Annotated in this window: 15 protein-coding genes; 6 read left to right on the forward strand and 9 right to left on the reverse strand. The window is 70.8% G+C overall.

Features of this window, described 5'->3' with window-relative positions:
• The first annotated feature begins 268 nt into the window (after positions 1 to 268).
• The 3 genes from ACWD38_RS27745 to ACWD38_RS27755 all read left to right on the forward strand — a co-directional run bounded on the left by ACWD38_RS27745 (position 269) and on the right by ACWD38_RS27755 (position 3,909).
• On the forward strand, positions 269 to 1,513 hold the full coding sequence (locus tag ACWD38_RS27745; protein WP_450125238.1) for a cation:proton antiporter: 1,245 nt from the start codon (positions 269 to 271) through the stop codon (positions 1,511 to 1,513).
• A 129-nt stretch (positions 1,514 to 1,642) separates the two neighbouring features.
• Positions 1,643 to 3,121, forward strand: a complete 1,479-nt coding sequence (locus ACWD38_RS27750; RefSeq protein ID WP_184478661.1) for an ABC transporter substrate-binding protein/permease — start codon at positions 1,643 to 1,645, stop codon at positions 3,119 to 3,121.
• Complete coding sequence (locus ACWD38_RS27755) at positions 3,118 to 3,909, forward strand: amino acid ABC transporter ATP-binding protein (protein WP_450125239.1); 792 nt, start codon at positions 3,118 to 3,120, stop codon at positions 3,907 to 3,909. The genes ACWD38_RS27750 and ACWD38_RS27755 overlap by 4 nt, the downstream gene beginning before the upstream one ends.
• A 12-nt stretch (positions 3,910 to 3,921) precedes the next feature.
• Here ACWD38_RS27755 and ACWD38_RS27760 read toward each other — a convergent pair whose 3' ends face one another.
• The 5 genes from ACWD38_RS27760 to ACWD38_RS27780 form a co-directional block, all read right to left on the reverse strand.
• Positions 3,922 to 4,824 (reverse strand): LysR family transcriptional regulator, encoded by a 903-nt coding sequence (locus ACWD38_RS27760; RefSeq protein WP_450125240.1) that lies wholly within the window; start codon positions 4,822 to 4,824, stop codon positions 3,922 to 3,924.
• Positions 4,825 to 4,844: 20 nt separating this feature from the next.
• Positions 4,845 to 5,669 carry an SDR family oxidoreductase gene (locus tag ACWD38_RS27765; protein WP_450125241.1) on the reverse strand — a complete coding sequence of 275 codons (825 nt, stop codon included), beginning with the start codon at positions 5,667 to 5,669 and terminating at the stop codon, positions 4,845 to 4,847.
• A 107-nt stretch (positions 5,670 to 5,776) separates the two neighbouring features.
• A complete protein-coding gene (locus tag ACWD38_RS27770; RefSeq protein ID WP_450125242.1) occupies positions 5,777 to 7,069 on the reverse strand; it encodes a CitMHS family transporter in 1,293 nt (430 codons plus the stop codon).
• A 158-nt stretch (positions 7,070 to 7,227) separates the two neighbouring features.
• Entirely contained in the window at positions 7,228 to 7,866 is a 639-nt protein-coding gene (locus ACWD38_RS27775) for a hypothetical protein (protein WP_450125243.1), read from the reverse strand.
• Positions 7,863 to 8,954, reverse strand: coding sequence for an isocitrate/isopropylmalate dehydrogenase family protein (locus tag ACWD38_RS27780; RefSeq protein ID WP_184478667.1), 1,092 nt, complete (start codon positions 8,952 to 8,954; stop codon positions 7,863 to 7,865). The genes ACWD38_RS27775 and ACWD38_RS27780 overlap by 4 nt, the downstream gene beginning before the upstream one ends.
• A 206-nt stretch (positions 8,955 to 9,160) precedes the next feature.
• Here ACWD38_RS27780 and ACWD38_RS27785 point away from each other — a divergent pair, with 206 nt between their 5' ends.
• Positions 9,161 to 9,838: a GntR family transcriptional regulator gene (locus tag ACWD38_RS27785; RefSeq protein WP_184478668.1), complete on the forward strand. Its 678-nt coding sequence runs from the start codon at positions 9,161 to 9,163 to the stop codon at positions 9,836 to 9,838.
• Positions 9,839 to 9,895: 57 nt separating this feature from the next.
• On the opposite strand, the gene ACWD38_RS27790 is transcribed toward ACWD38_RS27785, so the two are convergent.
• From ACWD38_RS27790 to ACWD38_RS27805, 4 genes are all read right to left on the reverse strand, one after another.
• Positions 9,896 to 10,402 (reverse strand): mycothiol transferase, encoded by a 507-nt coding sequence (locus tag ACWD38_RS27790; RefSeq protein WP_184478669.1) that lies wholly within the window; start codon positions 10,400 to 10,402, stop codon positions 9,896 to 9,898.
• Between the two features lie 119 nt (positions 10,403 to 10,521).
• On the reverse strand, positions 10,522 to 10,734 hold the full coding sequence (locus tag ACWD38_RS27795; protein ID WP_184478670.1) for a hypothetical protein: 213 nt from the start codon (positions 10,732 to 10,734) through the stop codon (positions 10,522 to 10,524).
• 39 nt (positions 10,735 to 10,773) lie between these two features.
• Entirely contained in the window at positions 10,774 to 11,781 is a 1,008-nt protein-coding gene (locus tag ACWD38_RS27800) for a bile acid:sodium symporter family protein (RefSeq protein WP_184478671.1), read from the reverse strand.
• 92 nt (positions 11,782 to 11,873) lie between these two features.
• Positions 11,874 to 12,734, reverse strand: coding sequence for an isocitrate lyase/phosphoenolpyruvate mutase family protein (locus ACWD38_RS27805; protein WP_184478672.1), 861 nt, complete (start codon positions 12,732 to 12,734; stop codon positions 11,874 to 11,876).
• Positions 12,735 to 13,487: 753 nt separating this feature from the next.
• On the opposite strand from ACWD38_RS27805, the gene ACWD38_RS27810 reads away from it, so the two are divergent.
• Together ACWD38_RS27810 and gndA are read left to right on the forward strand one after the other, a co-directional pair.
• Entirely contained in the window at positions 13,488 to 14,687 is a 1,200-nt protein-coding gene (locus ACWD38_RS27810; RefSeq protein ID WP_184478673.1) for a dipeptidase, read from the forward strand.
• Between the two features lie 139 nt (positions 14,688 to 14,826).
• Positions 14,827 to 16,263 carry an NADP-dependent phosphogluconate dehydrogenase gene (gndA, locus tag ACWD38_RS27815; RefSeq protein WP_450125244.1) on the forward strand — a complete coding sequence of 479 codons (1,437 nt, stop codon included), beginning with the start codon at positions 14,827 to 14,829 and terminating at the stop codon, positions 16,261 to 16,263.
• Positions 16,264 to 16,399 lie beyond the last annotated feature (136 nt).

The following is a 16,399-nucleotide window of genomic DNA, read 5'->3' on the forward strand; positions in this document are numbered from 1 at the left end:
TCGCTGCGGGATCTTTTTCCCAAGTGGCTCCGCCACGAGGGAAAAAGCTGTCCTCGCGAGAAGAACGCTGAGAACCCGCGGGTGGTCGGCTTGCTCTAGCTGGTCGCTGCTCAGCGGCTTCGCTCGCTGACAAGACAAGGACCAAGGACGGTGCCCACCTGGAACGGGTGGGGATGTTGGCGGTCTTCGACGTTTTGAAATTCCTGTAGCAGCACGGAATCGCCGGTCGGCGCGCGTCGGCGCGCCCCTCTCCTGCGGAGGAAGCACCTTGTCCCCTACTGAACTCGCGCCGGCGTTCTTCTTGGCTGCGATCGTCATCCTGGTCAGCTGCCGGTTGGTCGGACGTCTGCTGCGGGCCTTCGGGCAGCCTCCGGTGGTGGGGGAGATGGTGGCGGGGGTGGTGCTCGGCCCGTCCCTGCTCGGCTGGATCGCGCCCGCCGTGGAGCAGGCCGTGTTCCCGGACGCGTTGCGGCCGGTGCTGTACGTGGTGGGGCAGATCGGGCTGGTCGTGTTCATGTTCCAAGCGGGCTACGAGTTCCGCGTGGACCGGTTGCGTCAGGTCGCGCGGCCCGCGTCGCTGGTGTCGGTGGCCGGGGTGATCACCCCGCTGGTGCTGGGGATCGCGCTGACCTGGATCGCCGCCGACACCGCGGGCATGTTCCCGCCGGGAGTGCCGCTGCTGGTCTCGGCGTTGTTCGTGGGCGTCACGCTGGCGATCACCGCGTTCCCGATGCTGGCCCGGATCATCACCGAGCGCGGCCTGTCCGGCACCCGGTTCGGGTCGCTGTCGCTGGCCTCGGGCGCGTTGGACGACGCGGTCGCGTGGGTGCTGCTGGCCGGGGTGCTGAGCATCAGCGCCGCCAGCATCGGCCCGTTCGCGGTCGCCGCGGGCGGCAGCGCGGTGTTCGTCGTGGTGCTCGTCGCGATCGTCCGCGCCGGAGACCGGGCCGACCGCGCGGTGCGGCGGCTCAACCCGGAGCACTTGCTGATGGCGGTGGTCGTGGTGCTGTTCCTGGCGGCCTGGTACACGGACAAGATCGGGCTCTACGCCGTGTTCGGCGCGTTCAGCCTCGGAGTGGTGCTGCCGCGCTCGGCGGCCGTCGACGGCGCGGTGCACGCGATGAAGCCGGTGAGCACGCTGTTCCTGCCGCTGTTCTTCACCTATTCGGGGCTGAACACGAACATGGCGCTGCTGCTGGATCCGGGGCTGCTGCTGTTCACGGCGGGCGCGGTGCTCGTGGCGATCGTGGGCAAGCTCGGTGCCTGCTGGGCCGCCGCGCGGCTGGCGGGGGAGCCGAGCTCGGTCGCCCTCCGCGTCGGCGCGCTGATGAACGCGCGCGGGCTGATGCAGCTCATCGCGATCAACGTGGGGCTCGCGGCGGGCATCGTGACGCCGCAGCTGTTCAGCGTGCTCGTGGTCGTCGCCCTGGTCACGACGATCATGGCGACGCCGCTGCTCACCTTGTTCGACCGCCTGGAGCGCAAGCGGACGCGGGAACCCGCGTCGGTCTGAGGCCGCGCCGCAGTGCCACCACCTGCGCGTTCCCGCGATGTGGATCTTGAAGTGCCGAGCGCCGATTCCCCCTATGCTCGGCTGCGCGGTGCCGCTTCCGGGCACTGTGGAAGGTGAGGGGATTCTCCGATGCGGCATGCGCTCAGGTGCGCGGTGCTGTTCCTGCTGATGGTGGTGGCCCTGCCCGCGCTCGCGAGCGCGGCCTCGGCGCAGGAGCCCGAACGGCCCGTGGTCCGGGTCGGCACCGAAGGGACCTATCCGCCCTTCTCGTTCCACGATCCGGGGACGCAGGAACTCACCGGCTACGACATCGACGTGATCAAGGCGGTCGCCGACAAGGCCGGGTGGGACCTCGAATTCGTCGAGACCCAGTGGGACGCGATCTTCCCCGCGCTCGACGCCGGGCGGATCGACGTCATCGCCAACCAGGTCTCCGTCAACGAGGAACGCGCCGCCAAGTACGACCTGTCCGAGCCGTACACGTACTCGCGCGGCGTGATCATCCGCCGCACCGGCGACGAGGGCATCAAGACGCTCGAAGACCTCCGCGGCAAGACGACCGCGCAGTCGAGCACCAGCAACTGGGCCCAGGTCGCCAAGGACGCGGGCGCGAACGTCGAAGCCGTCGAGGGCTTCGCGCAGGCGGCGGCGCTGCTCACCCAGGGTCGGGTCGACGCGATCGTCAACGACAACATCGCCGTGCTCGACTACCTGGCCAGCACCGGTTCCACCGACGTGGAGATCGCGGGCAACGCCGGTGCCGAGACCAGCGAGCAGGTCCTCACCTTCCGCAAGACCGATCAGGCCCTGCTCGACCAGGGGAACCGGGCGATCGCCGAGCTCAAGGCCGACGGGACGCTCAAGAGCATCTCGGAGAAGTACTTCAAGGCCGACGTCTCGGTGCCCGACGGTGGTGAGGCCGACCTGTCCGAGGGGCGCGGTCACCGCAGCACCTGGGACGTGCTGCGCAGCACGGCGTGGCCGATGTTCGTCGGCCTCGTCCAGGTGACGATCCCGCTCACAGTGCTGAGCTTCGCGATCGGGCTCTCGCTCGCGCTGCTCGTGGCCCTCGCGCGGATCTCGCCGTACAAGGTCCTGTCCGGACTGGCCCGCGCGTTCATCTCGATCATCCGCGGCACCCCGCTGCTGCTGCAACTGTTCATCGTCTTCTACGGGCTGCCGCAGCTCGGGGTGAAGTTCCCGCCGTTCACCGCCGCCGTGATCGCGTTCAGCCTCAACGTCGCCGGGTACGCGGCGGAGGTCGTGCGCTCGGCGATCCTCGCGGTGCCGAAGGGGCAGTTCGAGGCGGCGGCCACGATCGGGCTCGACTACCGGCAGACGCTGCGCCGGATCATCCTGCCGCAGGCGACGCGGACGGCGGTGCCACCGCTGTCGAACACGTTGCTGTCACTGCTGAAGGACACCTCGCTCGGATCGGTGGTGCTGCTGACGGAACTGTTCCGGCAGTCCCAGCTCGCCGCCGCCGAGAGCAACGAGTTCCTCGCCCTGTACGCCTTCGCCGGGCTGTACTACTGGGTGATCTGCGTGGCGCTCTCCGCCGGGCAGAAACGACTGGAAACCCGACTGGACAGGTACGTGGCCCGATGACCGACACCACAGTGCAGCCCGCCGAGCCCGCCCGCGTCCGGGTGCACGGCCTGGAGAAGTCCTTCGGCGACCAGCACGTCCTGCGCGGCATCGACTTCGAGGCCCTGCAGGGGACTTCGACGGTCCTGCTGGGACCGTCGGGCTCGGGCAAGACGACCGTGCTGCGGTCGCTCAACGTGCTGGAGACGCCCGAGGCCGGAGTCATCGGCATCGACGACGTCGAGATCGACTTCGCCCGGCTGCCCGCCGGCAAGGCCGGTCGCAAGGAGAGCGCCCGGTTGCGGGCGCAGAGCGGCATGGTCTTCCAGGCCCACAACCTCTTCCCGCACCGCACGGTCCTGGAGAACGTCGTCGAGGGTCCCGTCGTGGCGCAGCGGCGCCCGCGGGAGGAGGCCGTCGCCGACGCCCGGACGCTGCTCGATCAGGTGGGGCTCGCCGACCGCGCCGACGCCTACCCGTTCCAGCTCTCCGGCGGGCAGCAGCAGCGCGTCGGCATCGCGCGGGCCCTGGCGTTGAAGCCGCGGGCGGTGCTGTTCGACGAGCCGACCTCCGCGCTGGACCCGGAACTGGTGGGCGAAGTGCTCGCGGTGATCAAGGACCTCGCGGCCGAGGGCTGGACGATGGTGATCGTCACCCACGAGATCCGCTTCGCCCAGCAGGTCGCCGACCAGGTCCTGTTCCTCGACGGCGGCGTCATCGTCGAGCAGGGCACCAGCGCCCAGGTGATCGGCGACCCGCAGCAGGACCGGACCCGCCGCTTCCTCAGCCGCATCCGCGACCACGGCTGAGCGGTCCCGCGGTCAGCGCGCGGCGAGTTCGTCGTGGACGGCTCGGGCGAAGGCGTCGGCGGCGGGGGAGCGGTCGGCGGCGGTGAGCAGCATCGTCTCCCGGCGCCGCACGAACTCGGGGTCGTGGACCCGCACCCAGGTGACGCCGCGCGGCGCGGCGTCGGCGGCCATGCCGGGCAGCAGCGAGATGCCGAGCCCGGCGGCCACCATGCCCAGCCGGATCTGCCAGCTCGCGGACCGGTGCGCGATCTCCGGTGCGGCCAGCGTCGGCCAGGCGCCGAACTGCGGCTCGTCCGCTCCGCCCGAGCCGACGATCCACGCTTGCCCCGCGAGTTCGGCGACGTCGACCTGCTCGCGGGCGGCGAACGGGTGCTCGTCGCTCACCGCGATGCCGAGACCCGGCCCCGGCCCGAGCGGTTCGGCGTGCAACCCGTCCACGTCGTAGTCGGGCAGCCCGTCGCCGACGGCGATCACCGCGACCTCGATCCGCCGCGCCCGCAGCCTGCGCACTTGCGCGGGACTGCCGGACTCCCGCAGGTCCACCACCAGCGCGGGGTGCGCGGTGCGCAGCCGGGCGATCGCGCGGGGCACGAGCACGGCTGCGGCGGTCGGGTAGGAGCCGACGACGAGCCTGCCCGCGAGCCGGTCCCGCAGCCCCGCGATCTCCAGGTCGGCGGCCTCCAGGTGGGCCACGACCCGCCGGGCGTGGCGCAGCAGCACCTCGCCCGCCGCGGTGGGCCGGACTCCCCGCGCGTGCCGGGCGAACAGCGCTGCACCGGCCGCGTGCTCGGCCGCGCCGACCTGGCGGGAGATCGCGGACTGCGTGTAGCCCAGCGCCTCGGCCGCGGCGGTGAAGCTGCCGCACCGGGCCACTTCGACGACGACGCGCAGCGAGGTGAGGGTCAGTTCCGGCATCGTCCGAGTATGCGCACTGCTCAGGCGGGCGCGTGCTCTGCGTCGGCCGCGTAGGCGATGTCGCGCTGCGCCTCCCACGCGGTGAGCCGTCCCCGGGCCGCGTCGGTGACGGCCTCGTAGGCGTCGGAGTTCAGCAGCAGCCGCAGCGGGGGCTCGGGGGAGGTGGCGGCTTCGACGACCGAGCGCGCGACACCGCTTTGGCTGCCCACCATCTCCTCGACCACCGGCGCGGGCTGGTCGGCGGGGCCGCCGCGGTAGGGCTCGCTGACCGGGATCCGGTCGGCCGCCTCGTAGAAGCTCGTCCGCACCCGGCCGGGTTCCACGAGCACGGTCCGGATGCCGAACGGTTCGACCTCCTTCGCGAGCGCCTCGAAGTAGCCCTCCACACCCCACTTCGTCGCGTGGTAGATGGCGAATCCGGGGAAGGTGATGTGCCCGCCCATGCTGGACAGCTGCACGAACACCCCGCCGCCCTGCTCCCGCAGCCGCGGCACGGCCCGGCGGGCGAGCTGGATCGAGCCGGTCAGGTTGGTCTCGATCACGCCCCGCACCTGCTCGTCGGAGAGGTCCTCGGCGGCGCCGAAGACGCCGAGCCCGGCGTTGGACACGAGGACGTCGATGTGCCCGAGCTCGGTGAACGCCGCCGCGAGCACCTGCTCGATCTGCTCGGTGTCGGTGACGTCCAGCGCCCGCCGCCACAACCGGTCGCCGTGCCGCCAGGCGAGGTCGTCGAGCTGTTCGGGCCGCCGCAGCGTGGCGGCGACCCGGTCGCCCCGGTCCAGCGCCTGTTCGGTGAGTTCCCGGCCGAGGCCGCGCGATGCTCCGGTGATGAACCACGTGGTCATGCTGTTGCCTCTTCCCGCTCGTCGTCGGTTCACCGTCCACGGTGCTCGGACGAGGCCATGCGGACAAGCGAGGGTTCCGCACCGGAGCCATGCGCATCCGGCATGGCTCACGCGACGCTGATCGCTCCGGTGAGCACGGCGAAGGCGATGTAGGCGAGCGAGGCCAGCAGCACCCAGAGCACGGCGAAGCGTTGGAAGTCGCCGAGGTCGCGCTTGATCAGCCCGAGCAGCACCCACAGCGGCGCGGAGGCCGGGCCGATGGAGTGCATCATCTGGCCGATGGCGCCGGCTCGGGCGATCTCGACGGGCGCGATGCCGTAGTGCCCGGCCGATTCGGCGAGCACCGGCAGCACGCCGAAGAAGTAGGCGTCGTTGGACATGAAGAAGCTCAGCGGCAGGCCGATCACGGCGGTGAACAGCGGGATGAGGTTGCCGAGCGAGTCGGGCACGACCGCCAGCAGCGCGTCGGCCATCGCCTCGGTCATGCCGGTGTCGGTCATGATGCCGGTGAAGATCCCGGCGCCGAGGACCAGCATGACGACGGGGACGGCGTTGCCCGCGTGCTTCTTGATGACCTCGCCCTGGTCGGCCAGGCGCGGGTGGTTGACCAGCAGCGCGATCACGAACGCGAGCATGAACAGGTTCACCGGCTCGGCGACCCCGGCGACCAGCAGCACCAGCAGCAGCACCGTCAGTCCCGCGTTGAACCAGGTGCGCCAGGTGCGGTCCGCGTCGCCGCGGTCCTGCGCGGCGATCTCGGCGGCGAACTCATCGATGACGGACCGGTCGATGCGCTTGCGCTGGTCGCGGCCCAGCATCCAGGCGATGGCGACGATCGTCAGCGAGGTGAGCACCATCGGGCCGATCATGTGCACGAAGTAGTCGGTGGAATCCAGGTGCAGCACGCTGATCCCGCGGGTGGCGGCGCCGCCCCACGGAGTCGTGCCGGAGATGGTGCCCAGCGCCATGGTGGCGATCGTGGCGATGACGAGCGGGTTGATGCCGAGGCGCCGGTAGATCGGTAAGAACGCCGAGCAGATGATCATGTAGCTGGTGGTGCCGTCCCCGTCGAGCGCGACCAGCAGCGCGAGGACGGCGGTACCGACGCAGATGCGGACCGGATCGCCCTTCGAGACCCGGATGATCATGCGGGAGATCGGGTCGAACAGCCGGGCGTCCATCATGACGCCGAAGTAGAGCACCGCGAACAGCAGCAGGATCGCGGTCGGAGCGACGATCTCCAGCCCGTTGAGCATCATCTCGTCGAGGTCGCCGCCGAACCCGGCGGCCACGGCGAAGAACACGGGCGTCGCCATGATCGCCACGAAAGCGGTCGCATATCTGCGCATCACCAGCGCCATGAAGACGCCGAGCGTCCCGAATCCCAGAACGGCGAGCATCGTCGCTCCTCAGAGGTGTGAGCTGTGTTGTGCGCGGGTGGAACCTCGGCCGCCCCCGCGTCACGAGGACCCGCGGCGGTGCCGGTGGCCGCCGCCGCGTCGGCAGGACGGCACACCGGTCACCGTCGGAGTGCGGTGGAATCGGCCGGGTGCGCGGGTTACGGCGTCGCCGGTCGCCCCGGCAGTTCGGCGCGCAGCGCCGCCAGGCCGAGCCGGGGCGGGCTCAGCACTTCCGCGCCGAGGGTCGTCGCGAGCTCGTCGGCGTGCGGGCTCAGCGAGTAGTTGGCGAGCAGCACGAGGTCGGCCTCGGCCAGGTGCGGACGTGCCGCTCGCACCAGGGAATCCGCCGACGCGGAGCCGGCCCGCGCGGGCAGGACGCCGGCGTCGGGGGCGGCCTCGGCGAGCCGCCGGGCCGAGTCCGCCAGCGCCGAGTCCAAAGAGGACAGCAGGAGGACCCGAGCGGGTCCGCGGCGGGCGATCTCGGCGAACGCGGCGTCGTCGGCCCCCCGCACCGGCACGTCCCACAGCTCCCGCGCGAGAGCCGCGACCGGTCCGTACATCGAGCAGCTCAGCTGCACCGTGGCGGCCCCGCCGTCGACCGCGTGGCGGATCAGCGAGAGCATCCGCCGGCGCAGCGCGGGAGTGAGCCCCCCGGCCGCGTCGGCCTCGCCGATCAGCCGGTCGTCGACCAGGTGCCACGGGTCGGCCGCCGGGAAATCCGCGCGCAGCACGGTGTTCACGGGTTCGACCGAAGCGGGAGTGGCGTGCACGAACGCCACGAGCGGGCCGGTCGTCACGCCGGGTCCCCGATCGCGGCGGCGACCGCGTCGGCGAACGCCGCCGTACCGGTCGACCCGCCCATGTCCGGGGTGCACGTCCCGGTCGCGACCGTGCGCGCGATGCCGGAGTCCAGCAGCGTCGCGGCCCGGCGCAGCGCGTCGTCGTCGTTGCGGTCGCCCAGCCACTCCAACAACATCGCGGCGGAGAGCATCATCGCGATCGGGTTGGCGATGTCGCGTCCCGCGATGTCCGGGGCCGAGCCGTGCGAGGCCTGGGCCATGCACTGCCGGTCGGAGGCGTTGATGGAGGGCGCGATGCCGAGCGATCCGGCGAGCTCGCCGGTGAGGTCGGAGAGGATGTCGCCGAACATGTTCTCGGTGACGATCACGTCGAACTCGGGGGCGCGGCGCAGCAGGTGCACGGTCATCGCGTCGATGTGGAAGTCGTCGACGGTGACGTCGGGGTACTGCTCGGCGATCTCGCGGCACACGTCGCGGAACAGCCCGGTGGTCAGGCGCAGCACGTTCGCCTTGTGCACGATCGTGAGCCGCTTGCGCCGGCCGCGGGCGAGTTCGAAGGCGGTGCGCGCGATCCGCTCCACCGCGGGCCGGGTGATGATGCCGTGCGCGATGGCGACGTCGGGGGTGGGCATGAACTCGCCGGTGCCCGCGTGGGTGTTGCGGTCGGCGTAGAAGCCCTCGGTGTTCTCCCGCACGATGACCAGGTCGGTGCCGGGCACCATCGCCTTCGCGCCCTCGAACGCCTTCGCGGGGCGGATGTTGGCGTAGAGCCCGAAGCGGGTGCGGATGGTCCCGCTGGGGTTGAGCCGCGAGCGGTGCGGTTCGGGGTAGGCCGCGCTGTCGTGCGGCCCCAGCAGCCACGCGTCCAGCCCGGCCAGCGCCTCCAGCGTCGATTCCGGGATCGGTGTCCCGTGCTCGTCGATCGCGGACCGGCCGAGCGGCAGCGGGAGCCAGTCGACGCCCGGCGCCTCGGCCGCGGCCAGCGCCGCGTCGACGACCCGGGTCGTCGCGGGCACGATCTCCGCGCCGATCCCGTCGCCTTCGAGCAGGCCGAGTCGGTACGCGGGGGTGGGGCGTGCGGTCATGGAATCTCCTCCGGAAGTCGCGGACGGCGATATCCTGGAGGTTATAACCTCGGTCGGTCAAGACTTCGCAGAAAAGTGATCGCGTGCCGAAGAGCCAGCGGATACCCTGTGATGAGAGTCTTATAACGAGCCCGGTCGAGGTGTTTCACCTGGTGGTCGGGCGCGGTAGTCGGCGCGGTAGCTTATAGCCGAACGGGAGGTGTGGCATGAGCGAACCGGCGGCGTCACCGCTGATGACCAAGAGCGAGCTGGCGTACGTCAGCGTCCGCGACAAGATCCTCTCGGGCGAGTTCCCGCCCGGCTCGGTGCTCAACCAGGCCACGCTGGCGCGCACCATCGGCATCAGCACCACACCGCTGCGCGAGGCGCTGCGCAGGCTCAAGGCGGAGCGGCTGGTCGAACTGGACGCGCACCGCGACGCGCGGGTCACCGAGCTCAACGCGGAAGAGGCCCGCGACCTGCTGGAGATCCGGCGCTCGCTGGACCCGCTCGCGGTGTCGCTGGCCGCGCAGCGGCGCACCAAAGCGGACATCGCCGAGATCCGCGCGGCCGCCACCGGGCTGCGCTCGCTGCCCACCGACCCCGAGCACCGGCAGCTGCTGCACCACCGCCGCTTCCACGTCGCGATCTACCGCGCCTCGCACAACGACCTGCTCATCGAGACGCTCGACGGCCTGTGGGACAAGGCGGACCGCTACCGCAGGCTCGCGCTGGAGATCGACCGCGGACCGCGGGCGCGGGAAAAGAAGGACGAGGAGCACCGGATGCTCGTCGAGTGCGTCGTGGCGGGCGAGGCCGACGCGGCGGCCGACGTCATGCGCGAGCACATCGAGACCAGCCTCGGCGCCCAGGCCGCCCGCCGCCTCATCCGCGCCGAGCAGTGACCCCCGAATCCGCCCTCGGTGCGGGCCGACGACTTCCGGGGCGGCCGTGCGCGGGCCTCACCGGCGTTCCGCGATGCCGCGGATGAACGCTGCCTGTCCCGCGTGCTGCAAGCCGTCGGCCAGCACGCTCACCAGCCGGACCCCTCGGGTGACCGGGGGCGTCCAGTCCGCATCGATCACCTCGTCGAGGTCGGCGTCGGAGAGCCCGGCCACGTAGGACACGGTCCGCTCGTGCACCGAATCGTGGTAGCCGAGCAGCAGTTCCGCTTCGGCGCGCACCTGCGCCACCTGCTCGGAGCTGTGGCCGTAGCCGATGTCCAGGTCGTCGAAGGGCAGGTCGAACCGGTCCCGCCAGCCCTGGGTGAACCACACCTGCTCCGTTCCCGCCGCGCCCGCGAGGTGATCGTCCTGCACCCGCGTGAGATGCCAGATCAGCCAGGCGATCGAGTTGGCCTGCGGGTCGACGCGGAGGACGAGCTCGTCCTCGCCCAGCTTGCGGGTCGCGCCGTGCACGGCCTCCCGAATCCGGTCGTAGCCGTCGACGAGCACGTCAGCGCTGGTCATATCGCTCAGCGTCCCTTCACCGGTGGTCGGATGCGCGAAGTGCGCCGCGTTCCACCGTACGAGCGGGAACCGGCGCGGGCATGCGGCGCGGCCGTGCGGTGCACGGCCGCGCCACGACGTCAGTTGTCGTGATCGCTGCCCGCGCTGCCCGCCCCGAAGTCGAGGTTGAGCGTGCGGTCGATCTCGATGGGGCTGTCGCCGTTGTAGCTCACGTTCAGCAGCCCGGAGCCGGTGCTGCTCTGGCCGTCGCTGCTCGGCCCGGCGTGCGCCACCGGCGAGAGCAGCAGGGCGGTCGCCGGCGCGGCGCAGGCGAGTCCCCGGAGGATGCGCATGGGGGTCCTTTCGTTGATGTGCGGGAAGAACGGGTCGGGTCAGGCCGACGCTTCGGGGACGGGTGCCGACGCGGCGTCGTCGGCCGACCGGTCGGCGAACCGGCGGGCCAGCCAGGCGCAGGCGATCAGCTGCAGCTGGTGGTAGAGCATCAGCGGCAGCACCAGCAGCCCCACGCTCGCGGCGGGCAGCAGCACCGAGGCCATCGGCAGGCCGCTGGCCAGGCTCTTCTTCGAACCCGCGAACACCAGCGCGATCCGGTCCGGGGTGCTGAACCCGCACCAGCGCGCCGCCAGCGAGGTCACCGCCAGCACCACCACCAGCAGCACCAGGCACACGGCCGCGAGCAGCAGCAGCCCGGACGGGGTCAGCTGCTCCCAGATGCCGTGCGCGGTGCCCTCGCTGAACGCGGTGAACACGACGGCGAGGATCACGACCCGATCGAGCTTGCCGAGCGCTCGCCGCGCGCGCACCCACTCGCCGATCCAGCGGCGGGCCAGCTGTCCCAGCAGGAACGGCACCAGCAGCAACAGCACGATCTCGGGCAGCGCGTCGAGCGGCACGGCACCGGTGCCGCCCGCCAGCAGCAACCCGGCCAGCACCGGGGTCAGCAGCACCCCGAGCACGTTGGAGAACGTCGCCGCGCAGATCGCCGCGGCGACGTTGCCGCCGGCCAGCGAGGTGAAGGTGATCGACGATTGCACCGTCGAGGGCAGCACGCACAGGAACAGCAGTCCCAAGTGCAGCGGCTCGGTGAGCACGGCGGGCACCAGGACCGCGGTCGCCAGCCCCAGCACCGGGAACAAGGCGTACGTGCTGAGCAGGATCGCGCCGTGCAACCGCCAGTGCCGAACGCCTTCCCAGGTGGCGCCCCGCGGGAGCCGGGCGCCGTAGAGGAAGAACAGGAATCCGATCGCGATCGTGACCGCGGTGTCGAGCACCGCGGCGGGTTCTCCGCGAACCGGGAAGAAAGCCGCGAGAACGGCGGTGAGGACGAGCGCGATGATGTAGGGATCGATTCTCGAACGCGTGACGAAGCTATTCGGCATCACTGTCCTGTCGAAATTCGGGGAGAGGTGAATTCCCGGCGGCATGAATCCGGAATCGCTGATTCCGGTAGCCGGGAAGCGGGATGATCCGGTCAGGTCTGCATCTCGACCGGCCTGACGTGGTTCCGGCTGATGTTGCGCTCCAGCAGCGCCAGCGATTCCGCGACTCCGACGGATCCGGCCGAGACCTCCGGGAGCCTGCCGTCGGCGACGCGCAGATCGGTCAGCGCCCGGTCGATGGCGGATTGCGCGGCGAACAGGCACGGCGTGCTGTAGATCGCGACGTCGACGCCGAGGTCCTGCAGCTCCGGCAGCGAGAGCCGTGGGGACTTGCCGCCCGCGATCTGGTTGAACAGCAGCGGCTTGTCGCCGATGACCTTGCGGACCTTGGCGATCCAGTCGACGCTGCGCACTCCGTCGACCAGCAGCACGTCGGCCGCCGTCTCGGACAGCGCCTCCGCCCGGCGCAGGATCTCGCGCTCCTCGGTGGCGTCGGTGCGGGCCACGACCAGCAGGTCCTGCCTGGTGGAGAGAACCAGGTCCAGCTTGTCCAGGTAATCCTCCAGCGGCAGGATCCGCTTGCCGTCGACGTGGCCGCAGCGCCGCGGCCGCTGCTGGTCCTCGAGGATGACTCCGGAGGCACCGATCATCTCCAGCTGCTCGACGACGTGGCAGGCGACCTCGGGGTCGACGTAGCCGTCGTCGATGTCGACCAGCAGGTGCTGCTGGGGGAACGCCAGCCGCAGCCGCTGCACGAACGCGACCATGTCCGGCCAGGCGATGAACCCGATGTCGGGCAGGCCGTAGTGCGAGGCGGCGAAGCCGAATCCGGAGATGAACATCCCGGAGTAGTGCTGGGCGGAGACCGAGGCCGAGAACATGTCGTAGACGCCGATCAGCGGTGTGATCTGCTCGCCGGCCACGTCGTTGCGCAGTGCGGTGCCGTACTTCACGGTGTACCTCCAGGTTTTTCGGGTAGGGGTGTGCGAGGACCGTCCCGGAATACGGGTTCGGTCCGGGGTGGAACGGTCCCTCGATTTTCTGCATGCCGGATCGGCGGTGGTGCCGACGCGGTTTCGGTTCTCCTGAAATCGTCGCAACGCGGACAGGAATGGTTCCGGATGAGGAATTTCAGGAGTTGTCCAGGTGTCTTCCGGGCCCGACGGGATGGGCCCGGTTTGGTTCTCCTGGACTGATTTCACCTTATTGCACGAACCGAACTCCGGCCAAACCCACAGATGGGTGCAAGTAGGTGCACGATGGCGAATCACGCTGAGTGATAATGAATTTTCTCTAATCTTCGCCCCGGATCACGGAAGTCGAGATGATTCCGCGCGGAACGAGGAAAGTATTTCACGTTCACCCGCCTGTTTGCGGCTGACCAGCGACGGGTCCTGTTCGTGCCTTCTGGCTGCGGCTCGTCCTCGTCGCCGGGAGCTCCGCGCGCGGGTCGTTGCGCTGGAAAAGATCAACTTTGGGCTGACGGGACCTGGTGATGCACCGCTCGCTCTGCGTGATCACATGAGCGGATCGGCATGCGTTCGCGCCCGCATCGCCGCTGTTCGCGGTCGCACCGCCAGGAGGTTGCGCCGGGCGCGACGGCGACCCGGTGCCGAGTGATCGAACCGTCCCCGCGATCACCTTGAAGCGCGCTGGGCCTGCGGGTAGACACCAGGTGGCGGAATGCCCAGCGAACGTGAGGTGCCATGACCAACGCGCGAGGACAGTCGGTGCAACGCGCTCGGACGTTGCTGTCCGAGCACCCGGTGCTCGACGGGCACAACGACCTGCCGTGGGCGCTGCGGCTGCACGGGGCCTACGACCTGGAAGCGCTCGACCTCTCCCAGGACCGGACCGGCACGCTGCACACCGACCTGGCCCGGCTGCGCGCCGGTGGTGTCGGCGGGCAGTTCTGGTCCGTCTACGTCGAGACCGGGCTCCAAGGGGACCGCGCGGTGTCGGCCACCTTGGAGCAGATCGACTGCGTGCTGCGGCTCGCCGAGCGCCACCCGGGCGAGCTGCGGCTCGCGGGCACCGCCGCCGAAGTGCGCGCCGCGATGGCCGACGGCCGCATCGCCTCGCTGATGGGAGCCGAGGGCGGCCACAGCATCGCCTGCTCGCTGGCGACGCTGCGCGCCTTCCACGCGCGGGGCGTGCGGTACCTGACGTTGACGCACAACGACAACGTGCCGTGGGCCGACTCGGCGACCGACGAGCCCGCCGCGCACGGGCTCACCGCCTTCGGCGAGGAGGTGGTGCGGGAGATGAACCGGCTGGGCATGCTCGTCGACCTCTCGCACGTCTCCGCCGACACCATGCGCCACGCGCTGCGGGTGACCCGCGCGCCGGTGCTGTTCTCGCACTCGTCGTCGCGCGCGCTGTGCGACCACCCGCGCAACATCCCCGACGACGTGCTCGCCGAACTGCCCGCCAACGGCGGCGTCGCGATGGTCACCTTCGTGCCCTCGTTCGTGCTGCAGGAGGCCCGCAACTGGGTGCTCGCGTTCGACGCAGCGGCGACCGGGGCGGGGCTCGACGCGCACGGCGGGGGCGAGCAGGTGCGGCGGTTCCGCGCCGACTACGAGGCGGCGCACCCGAGGCCCGCCGCGACCGCCGCCACCGTCGCCGACCACCTCGACCACATGCGGGAGATCGCGGGCGTCGACCACCTGGGCATCGGCGGCGACTACGACGGGGTCGACGTCACCCCGGCGGACCTGGCCGACGTGGCGAGCTATCCGAACCTGTTCGCGGAGCTGCTGGACCGCGGCTGGTCCGAACAGGACCTCGCGAAACTGGCGCACCGCAACGCGATCCGCGTCCTCGAAGACGCCGAGCGGGTCGCCGACCGGCTGCGGCGGACCGAGCGCCCCTCGGTGGCCACGATCGAGGAGCTGGACGGCTGACCCGTGCTGCCGCCGGGGCCCGGGGCGTGTGCACTGTGCGGGCGGCCCACCCGTCGAGGTGATCCTCGGCCATCGGGGAACACCGGGCTCGGCGGGTGAGTTGTTCCAGTGAGTCATCCGGACGCCGAAAGAGGTATTCATGTCGAAGCTGGCGCAGGTAGGCGTCACCGGCCTTGCCGTGATGGGGCGCAATCTGGCCCGCAACTTCGCGCGCAACGGCTACACCGTCGCCGTGCACAACCGCTCCGTCGGCCGCACCCACGAGTTCATGGAGCGGTTCGCCGAGGAGGGCGAGTTCGTCGCCGCCGAATCCGCGGCCGACCTCGTCGCTTCGCTGGAACGGCCCCGCCGGGTCGTCATCATGGTCAAGGCCGGTGGGCCGACCGACGCCGTGATCGACGAGCTGGCCCCGCTGCTCGACGAGGGCGACGTGATCATCGACGGCGGCAACGCGCACTTCGAGGACACCCGCCGCCGCGACGAGGCGCTGCGCGGACGCGGCCTGCACTTCGTGGGCACCGGCATCTCCGGCGGTGAGGAGGGCGCGCTCAACGGGCCGTCGATCATGCCAGGTGGCTCCGCCGAGGCCTACGAATCGCTCGGGCCGATGCTGGAGAAGATCAGCGCGCACGTGGACGGCACGCCGTGCTGCACCCACGTCGGCCCCGGCGGTGCCGGGCACTTCGTGAAGATGGTGCACAACGGCATCGAGTACGCCGACATGCAGCTGATCGCCGAGTCCTACGACCTGCTGCGCCGCGCGGGCGGGCTGGACCCGGCGCGCATCGCGGAGGTGTTCCGCGGCTGGAACGAAGGCAGGCTCGCGTCGTACCTGGTCGAGATCACCGCGGAGGTCCTCACGCACACCGACGCCCGCACCGGAGCGGCGTTCGTGGACGTCATCCAGGACCAGGCGGAGCAGAAGGGCACCGGCCGCTGGACGGTGCAGACCGCGCTGGAGCTGGGCGTGCCCGTCAACGGCATCGCCGAGGCCGTGTTCGCGCGCAGCCTGTCCGGCCACGGCGACCTGCGCGAAGCCGCGCAGGGCCTGGCCGGCCCGCAGCCCGCCGCACTGTCCACTGAGGACGCGAAGCGGCTGGCCGAGGACGTGGAGAAGGCGCTGTACGCGTCGAAGGTCGTGTCCTACGCGCAGGGCTGGAACATGATCTCGGTGGGCAGCCGCGAGTACGGCTGGGACGTCGACCTCGGGGCGATGGCCACGATCTGGCGCGGTGGCTGCATCATCCGCGCCGCGTTCCTGGACCGAATCCGCAACGCCTACGGCAACGACCCCGCGCTGCCCACGCTGCTGGCGGACGCGGAGTTCTCCCGCGAACTCGCCGACGCGCAGGACGCGTGGCGCCGCGTGGTGGCCACCGGCGCCGAACTCGGCATCCCCACGCCCGGATTCTCCGCCGCGCTGTCGTACTACGACGCGCTGCGGGCGCAGCGCCTCCCGGCGGCGGTGACGCAGGCGCAGCGCGACTACTTCGGTGCGCACACCTACCGCCGCACCGACGTCGAAGGCTCGTTCCACACCCGCTGGGACACCAACCGAACCGAGGAACCGGCGTGATGGTTGTTCGGTCTCGTTCTGCGTAGCGGTGCGGGTGGCGGAACCTCAGCTGCTTCCTCGCTGCGGGATCTTTTTCCCAAGTGGCTCCGCCACGAGGGAAAAAGCTGTCCTCGCGAGGAAGCAGCTGAGAACCCGC

The organism is Saccharopolyspora sp. NPDC002578 (genome assembly GCF_053592695.1).

What these genes read in the sequence shown, in the direction of transcription:
- ACWD38_RS27800 (WP_184478671.1), bottom strand. Translation starts at nt 11,781, where the DNA reads ATGCCGAATAGCTTCGTCACGCGTTCGAGAATCGATCCCTACATCATC.
- ACWD38_RS27785 (WP_184478668.1), top strand. Translation starts at nt 9,161, where the DNA reads ATGAGCGAACCGGCGGCGTCACCGCTGATGACCAAGAGCGAGCTGGCG.
- ACWD38_RS27770 (WP_450125242.1), bottom strand. Translation starts at nt 7,069, where the DNA reads ATGCTCGCCGTTCTGGGATTCGGGACGCTCGGCGTCTTCATGGCGCTG.
- ACWD38_RS27810 (WP_184478673.1), top strand. Translation starts at nt 13,488, where the DNA reads ATGACCAACGCGCGAGGACAGTCGGTGCAACGCGCTCGGACGTTGCTG.
- ACWD38_RS27750 (WP_184478661.1), top strand. Translation starts at nt 1,643, where the DNA reads ATGCGGCATGCGCTCAGGTGCGCGGTGCTGTTCCTGCTGATGGTGGTG.
- ACWD38_RS27760 (WP_450125240.1), bottom strand. Translation starts at nt 4,824, where the DNA reads ATGCCGGAACTGACCCTCACCTCGCTGCGCGTCGTCGTCGAAGTGGCC.
- ACWD38_RS27780 (WP_184478667.1), bottom strand. Translation starts at nt 8,954, where the DNA reads ATGACCGCACGCCCCACCCCCGCGTACCGACTCGGCCTGCTCGAAGGC.
- ACWD38_RS27765 (WP_450125241.1), bottom strand. Translation starts at nt 5,669, where the DNA reads ATGACCACGTGGTTCATCACCGGAGCATCGCGCGGCCTCGGCCGGGAA.
- ACWD38_RS27790 (WP_184478669.1), bottom strand. Translation starts at nt 10,402, where the DNA reads ATGACCAGCGCTGACGTGCTCGTCGACGGCTACGACCGGATTCGGGAG.
- gndA (WP_450125244.1), top strand. Translation starts at nt 14,827, where the DNA reads ATGTCGAAGCTGGCGCAGGTAGGCGTCACCGGCCTTGCCGTGATGGGG.
- ACWD38_RS27755 (WP_450125239.1), top strand. Translation starts at nt 3,118, where the DNA reads ATGACCGACACCACAGTGCAGCCCGCCGAGCCCGCCCGCGTCCGGGTG.
- ACWD38_RS27795 (WP_184478670.1), bottom strand. Translation starts at nt 10,734, where the DNA reads ATGCGCATCCTCCGGGGACTCGCCTGCGCCGCGCCGGCGACCGCCCTG.